We start from the raw sequence: 4,128 nt of genomic DNA on the forward strand, positions 1-4,128 counted from the left end.
CGCCGCGCCAGTCGTGCTCCTCCCAGGGGAGGGTGGCCTCCGGGTGGACCCACTGGAGGGGCTGGCCCGCGTCCTCGGGGACGAAGGACGTGCGCAGCGAGGGCTGCCGCTGGATGACGGCTTCCCAGGTGCGACGGAAGGCGGTCATGTCCACGGCGCCGCCGAAGGTCCACGCCAACTGCGTGACGTAGACGCCGGAGCCCGGGGCCGTGAGGGTGTGGAAGAGCATGCCCTGCTGCATGGGCGACAGCGGATAGAGGTCGTCCGCCAGCGTCCCCGCGGGCAGCACCCGGTCGAGCACCGACTGGGACAGCCCCGCCAGCGGGAAGTCTGCGGGCGTGAAGCGACGGGCGTCGTCGGAGTCTCGGTCGTCGATGAGCCGCCGCAGCGTGTGCAGGCAATGGTCGGCCAGGGACTGGATGGTCTCTGGCCGGTGCGCTGCCTGGCTGTACGTCCACACCAGGGTCAGTCGGCCCTCGAAGACGTAGCCGTTTATCTCCAGCAGGTGGGAGAGCGCGGCCTTGGGTGCGCGCAGGGCACCCAGGGGTTCCCGCGTGGCGGTGAACGGATTCAGCGCCGAGTCGTCACCGGCGGACTGATGGAACTGGCCCAGGTAGTTGAAGAGCACCTGGGCACGAGGCAGCGCGCGGAGGTGCTGGGCCTGCTCATCGTCCGCCAGGTGGCGCAGCAGGCCGTAGCCGAGTCCCTTTCGGGGAAGGCGCCGCAGCGAGTCCCGCACCGCGCGCAACCGGTCGCCCAGGCTCGTCGTCCCCGAGACGTCCAGCGTCACGGGATACAGCGTAGTGAGCCAGCCCACCGTGCGAGACAGGTCCACGTCGTCGGAGAACGGCTCGCGGCCATGGCCTTCCAACTCCACACGCAGGCGAGGCTGGCCCATCCAGTGTGTGAGGCTGTCGGCCACCGCCGTCAGCAGCACATCGTTGATGTGCGCCCGCCACGCAGCCGGAGACTCCTGCAACAAGAGCCGCGTCTGGGCTTCGTCGAGGGAGACTTCCACCGTGCGAGAGGAGGCCACGGACGTGGCACCGCCAGCGCCATCCCTGGGGAGAGTAGGAGTCTCGAGTCGCCCCTCCTCCAGCCAGTACGTCCGCTCACGAGCGACCTCCTCGGAGCGCGCGAAGTCACTCAGCTTCGAGGCCCAGGCCTTGAAGGACGTGGACCTGGGCGGCAGCGCCACCGGGCGCCCCTGTCTCGACTGCACATAACCCGCGCCGAGGTCCTCCAGCAGCGTGCGCCAGGAGACGCCATCCACGCCCAGGTGGTGCACCGACAGCAGGAGCCGTGAGCCTCGCTCGGCTCCGAGGTGGAAGAGGGCGGCGCGCAGGAGCAGCCCCTCCTCCAGCCTGTGGCTGGCGTGGAGGCGGGAGGCTTCGGACTCCAGGGCCGCAGGCAGCTCCGCCTCGGGCACGGAGGAGAGGTCCACCTGCTCCAGGCGGACAAGGGACTCCAGGCCGGTGAACTCCTGGTGCCAGGTGCCGTCTTGCCGGCGCGTGAAGCGCAGCCGCAGCGTGTCGTGGTGGGCGACGACCGCGCGCAGCGCCGCTTCCAGGCACGGGACGTCCACCGGCTCGCTCGACGCGAGCATGAAGGCCTGGGCGAAGTGGTGCGGTTCGAGGAGTTCCTTCTCGAAGAAGTCGAGCTGGATGGGCGTCAGGAGGGAGGTGCCGAGCACCATGCCCGAATCGACCTGTGGCCCACCCTGCTGCTTCGCCACGCGCGCCAGCGCTTCCAGTGTCTGGTGTTGGAAGAGCTGGTTTGCGGCCAGGTGCAGGCCGGCCTGACGCGCGCGTGAGACCACCTGGATGGCGAGGATGGAGTCGCCGCCCAGCTCGAAGAAGTTGTCACGGAGGCCGATGCGAGGCACGCCCAGCAGCTCGGTCCAGATGCGGGCCAGCGCCTGCTGTGGCGAAGTCTGGGGCTCGAGGAAGTCGCCCGCTTCGCGAGGCTTCAGGTCCGGAGCCGGGAGGGCTCGTCTATCGACCTTGCCGTTGGGGGACAGGGGCAGGGCCGGCAGCGTCACGAAGGCCGAGGGCACCATGAACTCGGGCAGGCGCGCGGAGAGAGATGCGCGCAAGGCCTGGGTGTCGAACTCGGCGGAGGCGACGAGATAGGCGACGAGGCGGGGAGCGGAAGCATCCTCGCGAAGGACGACGACGGCATCGGAGACGCCGGGAGCGGCGAGGAGCGCGGCCTCGATTTCGCCGAGTTCGATGCGGAAGCCGCGCAGCTTGACCTGGAAGTCGGCGCGGCCGAGGTACTCGAGGGAGCCGTCAGGCAGCCAGCGAGCGACGTCGCCGGTGCGGTAGAGGCGCGCGCCGGGGATGGCGGAGAAGGCGTCGGGGAGGAAGCGCTCGGCGGTGAGCGCGGGACGGCTGAGGTAGCCGAGGCCGACCTGGACGCCGCCGATGAAGAGCTCGCCCGGCACGCCGACGGGAGTAGGGAGTCCGGTGGCGTCGAGGACGTGGAGCTGCGTGTTGGAGACGGGGCGACCGATGGGGACGAAGTGTCGGGAGTCGCCCCGGGCGCAGTGCCAGAAGGAGACGTCGACGGCGGCCTCGGTGGGGCCGTAGAGGTTGTGGACCTCGGCGGAGGCGGGAAGGAGGGCGTGCGCGCGGCGGACGAGCTCGGCGGGGAGGGCCTCACCACTGCACACGACGCGACGAAGCCCGGAGAGCTTCTCGACACCCGGCTCCTCCAGGAAGGCGCGGAGCATGGAGGGGACGAAGTGGAGCGTGGAGACGCGCTGCTCGGAGATGAGGCTAACGAGGTAGGCGGGGTCTTGGTGACCGCCGGGCTTCGCGAGGACGAGACGCGCGCCCGTCATGAGGGGCCAGAAGAACTCCCAGACGGAGACATCGAAGGAGAAGGGCGTCTTCTGAAGGACGGTGTCGTCAGGGGACAGGCCGTACTGCTGCTGCATCCACAGCAGGCGGTTGACGATGCCCGAGTGGGCGTTGATGGCGCCCTTGGGGCGGCCCGTGGAGCCGGAGGTGAAGATGACGTAGGCGGGAGCGTCGGGCCCGGCGAGGAGAGGCAGCGAGTCGCGGGAGTGGACTGCGACGTCGTCCCACTGTGAATCGAGGCAGAGCACGCGAGAGTCGTGCTGAGGGAGGGCGGACTTCAGGTGCTCGTGAGTGAGGAGCACGGGCGCGTCCGCGTCCTCGAGCATGCCGGCGAGGCGCTCGCGGGGATACGCGGGGTCCAGGGGAACGTAGGCGGCGCCGGACTTGAGGACGGCGAGCAGCGCGACGACGAGGTCGAGCGAGCGCTCCAGGCAGACGCCGACGAGGGAGCCCGGGCGAGCGCCAAGGGAGCGCAGGTGCCACGCCAGTTGGTTGGAGCGTGAGTCGAGCTGCGCGAAGGAGAGGGCCTCGCCTTCGAAGCGCAGCGCCTCCGCGTCGGGAGTGCGGCGAGCCTGGGCCTCGATGAGTGAGTGCAGGCACACGTCGCGTGGGAAGTCGTCCTGCTGGCCCTGGAAGTCGGAGAGCAGTTGGAGCTGCTCCTCCTGGGTGAGCAGGGGCAGCTCGGACAGACGGGCGTCGGGGTTGGCGGCCACTGCGCCGAGCAGCGAGTAGAAGTGCCCGCGCATCCGCTGGATGGTCGCGACGTCGAACAGGTCGGTGTTGTATTCGAGCCAGCCGAAGATTTCGTCCGGCCGGTCCTCGCGCAGCTCCAGCAGCAGGTCGAACTTGGCCGAGCCCGGGTCCACCAGCAGATAGGTGGACTGCAACCCCGGCATCGACAGGTCCTGGCGCGGGGTGTTCTGGAAGCTGAACATCACCTGGAACAACGGGTGACGGCTCAAGTCACGCGGGGGCTGCAGCTCCTCCACCAGCTTCTCGAAGGGCAGCTCCTGGTGCGCGTACGCGGCCATGCACACCTCCTTCGCGCGGCGCAGCAGCTCGCGGAAGGTGGGGTTGCCGCCCAGGTCATTGCGCAGCACCAGCGTGTTGACGAAGAAGCCGATCAGCGTCTCCAGCTCCGGCACGTTGCGGCCGGCGATGGGCGAGCCGACGGTGATGTCCGTCTGTCGCGAGTGCCGGTGCATCAACGTCTGGAACGTGGCCAAGAGCGTCATGAAGAGGGTGGCCCCCTCCTGCTGGCTGA

At 69.6% G+C, this 4,128-nt stretch carries 1 protein-coding gene; it reads right to left on the reverse strand.

All coding sequences use genetic code 11. The features are described 5' to 3' along the window. On the reverse strand, positions 1-4,099 hold a 4,099-nt coding region (locus tag HUA75_RS45895; RefSeq protein ID WP_254628130.1), incomplete at its 3' end, for an amino acid adenylation domain-containing protein. Between the last annotated feature and the right edge of the window lie 29 nt (positions 4,100-4,128).

The organism is Myxococcus sp. CA040A (genome assembly GCF_013336725.1).
GTDB lineage: Bacteria > Myxococcota > Myxococcia > Myxococcales > Myxococcaceae > Myxococcus > Myxococcus llanfairpwllgwyngyllgogerychwyrndrobwllllantysiliogogogochensis.